The sequence below is a fragment of the Thermodesulfovibrionales bacterium genome (assembly GCA_035686305.1).
GTDB lineage: Bacteria > Nitrospirota > Thermodesulfovibrionia > Thermodesulfovibrionales > UBA9159 > DASRZP01.
Map to the genome: position 1 here is coordinate 1 of DASRZP010000047.1, position 6,286 is coordinate 6,286.

The 6,286-nt window shown below is 51.3% G+C and carries 8 protein-coding genes; all 8 read right to left on the bottom strand.

From position 1 onward, the window contains the following. On the bottom strand, positions 1 to 372 hold a 372-nt coding region (locus VFG09_05290), incomplete at its 3' end, for a DNA polymerase ligase N-terminal domain-containing protein (protein ID HET6514555.1). Position 373: 1 nt separating this feature from the next. Continuing rightward, positions 374 to 1,279, bottom strand: coding sequence for a non-homologous end-joining DNA ligase (ligD, locus tag VFG09_05295; protein ID HET6514556.1), 906 nt, complete (start codon positions 1,277 to 1,279; stop codon positions 374 to 376). Next, positions 1,276 to 2,061: a Ku protein gene (locus tag VFG09_05300; protein HET6514557.1), complete on the bottom strand. Its 786-nt coding sequence runs from the start codon at positions 2,059 to 2,061 to the stop codon at positions 1,276 to 1,278. The genes ligD and VFG09_05300 overlap by 4 nt, the downstream gene beginning before the upstream one ends. Before the next feature lie 49 nt (positions 2,062 to 2,110). Beyond that, positions 2,111 to 2,881 (bottom strand): Ku protein, encoded by a 771-nt coding sequence (locus VFG09_05305; protein ID HET6514558.1) that lies wholly within the window; start codon positions 2,879 to 2,881, stop codon positions 2,111 to 2,113. Positions 2,882 to 3,134: 253 nt separating this feature from the next. After that, positions 3,135 to 3,572, bottom strand: a complete 438-nt coding sequence (locus tag VFG09_05310; protein ID HET6514559.1) for a VanZ family protein — start codon at positions 3,570 to 3,572, stop codon at positions 3,135 to 3,137. Between the two features lie 271 nt (positions 3,573 to 3,843). Next, complete coding sequence (locus VFG09_05315) at positions 3,844 to 4,953, bottom strand: LysM peptidoglycan-binding domain-containing protein (GenBank protein HET6514560.1); 1,110 nt, start codon at positions 4,951 to 4,953, stop codon at positions 3,844 to 3,846. Positions 4,954 to 4,976: 23 nt separating this feature from the next. Further along, positions 4,977 to 5,507, bottom strand: coding sequence for an SMC-Scp complex subunit ScpB (gene scpB, locus VFG09_05320; protein ID HET6514561.1), 531 nt, complete (start codon positions 5,505 to 5,507; stop codon positions 4,977 to 4,979). A gap of 553 nt (positions 5,508 to 6,060) precedes the next feature. Then, positions 6,061 to 6,286, bottom strand: a 226-nt coding sequence (locus tag VFG09_05325; protein HET6514562.1) for a SpoIIE family protein phosphatase, incomplete at its 5' end; no start/stop codon positions are given.

Genomic DNA, 6,286 nt, shown 5'->3' on the forward strand with positions numbered 1-6,286 from the left:
TCTGTCCCAGATGATGACTCGTCCTGCGCCGTAATTGCCCTCAGGGATGACACCCTCAAAATCCCTGTATTCGAGCGGATGGTCTTCAACCATCACTGCCAGCCTTTTCACGGAGGGATCCATCGAGGGCCCTCGCGGCACAGCCCAGCTCTTCAGGACCCCTTCCAGTTCGAGCCTGAAGTCATAATGAAGCCTTCGGGCCGCGTGCTTATGAACAACAAAATTGAGATGGTCTCCCCGAGTGTGCGGGGACAGTCCCGATTCTACGACTTTGCTTGGCTTTGTCCGTAATTTTGGGACAGTCCCCTTGACGGGCTTAGGTTCGGGCGTCTTCCCGAATTTCCGTTTTGATGCGTATTCCGTTAATTTCATATCATAGGTGAGGGAGCTTCTGTTTCTTTACGAGGACATCTCGAAAAAGATCGCCCTCTTTTTCGGCCACGCGAAGCGCTTCCGGTGCCATGACCCGGAGCCTTTCCGGATCATCCTTACCGACAAATTTCTCGAGTTCCTTCCACGCAAGGGGAAACGAGACGACGGGTTTTTCGAGGGCACGCAAGGAATAAACGCATATCATTGTTTTTGAGGGGTCATTTTGAGACCAGTTGATGAAGACCTTTGCCTTCCGATATTTCTTCGCCATTCTTGCAGTCACGAGATCCGGATAATGCTTCTCCATGATTCCCGCCACGGCTTTTGAAAATTTCTTGGTATCCTCAAAGGTCGTATCATTGCGGTTCAGGGGGACATATACATGGAGTCCTTTCTTGCCCGAGGTTTTCACGTAGCTGCTGAGCCGTAACTCGGAGAGCAGGTCCCGGAGTATCAGCGCGACCCTGCCGCAGTCAAGAATGTCTGCCTCGTCGCCGGGATCAAGATCGAAGACCATGGAATCGGGCGTTTCAGGAGAGGCTGCTCTGGAGAGAGGCACATGGAGCTCAAGAGACGCAAGGTTCTCCACCCACATCAATGACTCGATATCGTTGATGAGGCAGACCCTCATCAGCTCTTTATCGCCGAGATTGATCTCAGCCGTCCTCACCCATTCCGGGCTGTGAGAAGGGCAGCGCTTCTCGTAGAAGAAAGCCTTCGCCACTCCTTCGGGATAGCGCTTTAAGGTCAACGGCCTGTCTTTCAGGTGGGGCAGGATGAATTTTGAAATCCGGCGATAGTATTCAAGAATGTGGGCCTTCGTGAAACCATAGGAGGGATAGAGGTCCTTATCGAGGTTCGATAGGGAGAGTCTCTTCCCGGCAATCTCGAAGACCCTTCGGCTCACCGGCTCTTCTTCACCTTGCCCATGATCTTCTGCAGCGCTGAGACTAGATCGGCCGGGCCTTCTTCTTCCTCTCTCTCCATTTCCGGGGCCTCCACCAGGGCCTTTTCTTTTACCTTCTTCTTCAGAATATCCATAATTTTCGTTCGTCGTTCGTCAGCGTATTTCCTCGGGTCAAAGCCCGCCGTCATCTGCCTGATGCTTTTCTTTATGCGGGTTTTCTCTTCGACGTCGATTCCTCTCTCCTTCGGGGAGATGTCTTCGTCGGGCAGTATTTCGTCGCTGTAATGGAGTGTGATGAGGGCCAGCGCTCCCTCAACACTTCTGATCGCCACGAGATACTCGCGTTCCGCAAGCACGAACTTTGCGAGCCCGGCCTTGTTTGTCCTGTGCATCGCCTCGGCGAGGAGCCGATAAGCCTTTTCGCCCCCTTTGGAAGGGACGAGGTAATAGGGGTGGTCATAATAGATCGGATCCACCTCCTTCATATCGATGAACTCGATAATCTCGATCGTTCGGCTCCGTTCGGGCGATAGCGACTCCAGTTCCTCGTCCGTTATGAGGATATATCGCTCGGGTCCGATCTCGTAACCCCTGATTATCTCATCCGGTGGGACCGCCTTTTCTTCTTCCGGACAGTACATCCTCCTCCGGAGGGGAGAGTAATCCTTGAGGTGGAGCATGCGAAAAGAGACGCGGCCGGGTTCGACAGCCTTCACCAACTGTACAGGAATCGCGACTAGGCTGAAGCTGATTGTCCCGCTCCATATTCCCTGTACAGCCATTTCTTTTTCCCCGCTTGAAGACAGCTTCGATGGGATCCTGGTTTTCAATTCATGCAACCTTCTTTATGCTCGCTTCAAGGGCCTGAAGAAGCTTATCAGGCGCCGTGGGTTTCAGGCGCCTGGGGCGAAGAATTGCAATCTTCTCTCCGCGGGCTTTTCTCTCGATCAGATTTCGCAGCTTCTTCTCATGGTCGTTTTCGAATTTCTGCGGCTGAAAAGACGCGGTCATTTGATTGATTAAATCGCTTCCGATCTTCAGTTCTCTCTCTGACAAAGGAATGTCCCGCAGCCCAAGAGATTTTACAGAAATCACTTCGTCAGCGTACCGCAGGACATTCAGGCGAAGAGTCTTTCCGCTTGTCTGCAGGGCCCCGAGATAGGACCGTTTTCTCATGGTCCATGTGCAGACACCTTCCACATCAGTCTCCGTCAGAGCGCCGGCAAGGGCATTATAAGCTTTTTCATGAATGTCCGGCTCCAGATAGTAGACGCGCTCGAGGAAGACGGGATCGATCTGTCCGGTCTTAACGAACTCGTGGACTTCGATCATCCTGCTGCTTTCGGGAGCGCTCTCTTCGAGTTCTTCCGCATCAACGATGATGTACTTGCCTTCCTCCACTTCAAATCCCTTGGCCTGTTCTTCCACCGGCACCGGTTTCCTTTCATAGGCGCAGACCATCTGCTGGCGCAATTTCACATGATCCCGGCTGTGGAGGAGGTGAAACTGGATCCGCTCCTCCGTGATTGCGGTATGCAGCTTCACAGACACCGTGACGTCGCCAAAATGGATATGTCCTTTCCAGATCGATCTTCCCGACATTGAAGATACTCGCAAGCAAGCCCTTTGTGTATGGGTCTTCCCTATAAGAGAAGTATCTCACAAGTTACCAGACTGTCAAGCTTATGAGGGATCCCGTAATAATCTACGCATACTTCCATGCTCAGGCGGCGAAAAGGGGAGGAATTATGCCTCTCCTCAGATTAAGAGCGGGTGAGGGGAAGTTGCTTTAGTCCACACTATTCTGAAACTGTTATTGTGGATGGAAACGCCGATCTTGTCATGCGGCAACCCTTCACGTATGTTTCCATCGGCGCCAAAAAAGGCGCATGAACTGAGCAAGGATGCCCCCTGTCGCGTCAAGAAGCACGTCCGCAATGGATGCCGTGCGGGTGGCAACAAAGGATTGGTGGAACTCATCGGCTGAAGCAGCAATCACGACAAAAATGACTGCAAGGAGTGCGGAGATCGAAGGGCTCGAATCAAGGGTCCCATAATGAAAGGCGCGAAAGAGCAGGAGGCCCAGGATGAAGTATTCGGTGATATGTGCGCACTTGCGGATGAAACCATGAACCATCTCAATGGTCTCCAGTGTCATCGTCGGCTTCAGGAAACGGAGCATTGGCTCAATGATCACCGAGGTGTTCTGAGAAGAAAAGGTGTCCGTCGACATCGAGAAGATGACAGCCAGCCAGAAAATGACGGGAAGCCAATGTTTGAGTCTAGGGGCCATTTGTCGTGCCTGTTCTCACAGGGTATGTCGTTTCAGTCCCTCTGTCTGCAACATCGACCCCTCATTTCAGAAATAGGCTACGTTTACCGATGATCAGCAGACCGATGTCGGAAGGCTATAGATAAAGGTTGAACGACCTCCCGGTGTGGAACTTTCAACAGGCTCAAGCGGAGAGGCCTTAGGATGGTCTTTCCCCTGTGTTCCTTCAGAATAGCCCCTGAGTCACGGAAAGGAAGACAGCGGACCATATGATGAAAAAAGTGGCCATGTATCAGCTCTCCCGGTTTGTTTCCGGCTCGGCTTCGAAGTCGTTGGTGAGGAGACGCTTGGCGCCGATAAACCTCTTGAGATAATAGGGTGTTTCAAGACTGTCAATCTTGACCTTCTTGCCTCTTGATGAAGCATGTATGAAGAGGTTGTTCCCGAGATATATTCCGACATGGGAAGGGAAGGACGCATAGGTCCGGAAAAAGACAAGGTCCCCGATCGAAAGGTCTCCGTGGGCGACGGTCTCGCCGACATGGAACTGCTCCCTCGCGCTCCGTGGAAGGGTCATGTTGAGGAAGCCGAAGACCTTCTGCACGTAGCCTGAACAATCGATCCCCATGAGACTGCTGCCGCCGAACCGGTAAGGGATATTCAGCATCTTTTTTGCGAAGAGTATCACTCTCTCCTTCAGGTCGAGAGATTCAAGCTCCGGAGATTCTGAGAGGCTTTTGATGTCTTCGGCAATGGCGGCTTCAAAGGGGACGGGACAGCTGTTAGCGTCGGCCTCCTCGGCCAATGCTTCGAGAAGCAGCGTCTGCCCCGGCTTGAGATCTTCGGTCTCAAGATCATTGAACTCCATGATGTCGTCTGACGAAATATTGAACCTTTTCGCAATCCTGGAAATGGTGTCGCCTTTCTTGACGGTGTAGGTCTTCGGACCTATCTTCCTGACAATGAGCGTCTGGCCCGGCTTCAGCCTCTTTGGTTTCTTGATGTTGTTGAGCTCTTTCAGGTCTTTGAGAGGAACGGAATACTTTTTGGACAGAGAGGAGAGGGAATCACCTTTCTTTACCGTATGGTACTGGATCTTCTGCACATAGGGATCCTTCTGGTTCGTGTCGATGAGGGTTTTTGAAGAGGCGGTCTTCGAGGATGCCTCTTTCCTCGATGAAGACGAGTGTCGAGGAGGGATGACCAGTCGGGTGCCGGGCATGAGCTGATCCGGGTCCATGTCATTGGCCTCTTGAATCCTTTCGGGATCGACCCGGAACTTCTTTGAGATCTTGGAGAGGTTGTCGCCTTTCCTGACAGTGTACGTTGTGTCTGCTGACGCCGTATAAGGCTGTATGAACAGGAGAACAAAAAAGATGAGAGCAACGCAGGACTTTTTCATGTCATGTGCCTCCTCAGAAAAAATCAGAAAGCTTCTTCCCTTGCCAGCTCTTTGAGGGTCGGAAGCTCGGTGAGATCCTTCAGACCAAAATACCTGAGAAACTCCTTCGTCGTTCCGTAGAGAAGCGGCTTCCCCGGCGCTTCTTTTCTCCCCATGATCTTGATAAGTCTCCGCTCGATGAGGGTCCTCACGACGCCGTCGGAATTCACTCCCCTAATCTGTTCGACTTCAGCCTTGATGATCGGCTGCTTATAAGCAATGATTGCAAGAGTCTCGAGGGCCGGCATAGAGAGTTTGCTCGAAACCTGTGCGCCCTTGAGTTTCCTGATCCATGGGGCATACCGGAGACCGGTGACCATCTGATACCCGTTCGCAATTTCCGATATCAGTATGCCTCCGTCCCTGTTTCGGTAATCACTGATAAGCTCGTCGAGGAGCCTTTTGATCTCGGGTTCCTCAATATCGGTGATGCTCTTGAGCGATGCTGTTGTTACCGGCTCTCCAGACAGAAACAACAATGCCTCCAGAAGTGATTTCTTTTCTCTGTCTTCCATAGCAGGCCAAAAAAGTTTACCAGAAATCGCACTTTATTTCAATCATTTTCTTGCCGGCCGAAAAATAGACATCAACGCATTCTTCACTTAGCCCTTTTTCAAAGCGTTTCAAAGAGCACCTAAGAAGGGGGGTCCTCCCGAAATCAGCTATTCACCCAGATTGGCAGCTGGCAGCAGACCCCAAAAAGATTGGAAAGAACAATCCTAGGCACGCCATCCATGCTTGACATCAGGAACTTCTTCAAACGACGAATTTGATCGAAGGGACCTTTGAAAAAGAGCGAACAAGAATAGAGATCATCTTCGGATTCATTGCAGAATAGAGTTGTCTGAAGTTTGTCCTTCGGTTCTCATACGGGCAAGCGAACGCTGGGGAGGGTCGTGATGACGAGATGGAGTTGAGAGAGATCGACGCCAAAACCAAAGAAACTGGGGCTTGATATCCCTGCTCAACCAACCGAAGAACAGATGAAGGAGGTAATGAATGCCTGGTGCCACCCCTTCTCAGTTACCAAAAAAGGCCGCGCGTGCAAAATAAGAGTTTAAGTCAAGATCAGAGCATTTCAGAGAGAATTACCGAGATATTGTCCAAGCCTCCTTTACGATTCGCATATTCCACAAGCTTGTCCACAGTCTCGCCAAGATTGGAGCGGTGTCTTCTTAGAATCTCCTCAATGTTTCCGTGGTTGAGCATATCTGTGAGTCCGTCGGAGCAAAGAAGGAGAATATCGCCCTTTTCTAAATCAACGGCGCGAGAGTCCGGGAGCAAATGAGTGTTT

Bases quoted from the DNA above. Each gene is read 5' to 3' on its own strand.
- VFG09_05300 (HET6514557.1), bottom strand. From the start codon at position 2,061: ATGGCTGTACAGGGAATATGGAGCGGGACAATCAGCTTCAGCCTAGTC.
- VFG09_05305 (HET6514558.1), bottom strand. From the start codon at position 2,881: ATGTCGGGAAGATCGATCTGGAAAGGACATATCCATTTTGGCGACGTC.
- VFG09_05310 (HET6514559.1), bottom strand. From the start codon at position 3,572: ATGGCCCCTAGACTCAAACATTGGCTTCCCGTCATTTTCTGGCTGGCT.
- VFG09_05315 (HET6514560.1), bottom strand. From the start codon at position 4,953: ATGAAAAAGTCCTGCGTTGCTCTCATCTTTTTTGTTCTCCTGTTCATA.
- scpB (HET6514561.1), bottom strand. From the start codon at position 5,507: ATGGAAGACAGAGAAAAGAAATCACTTCTGGAGGCATTGTTGTTTCTG.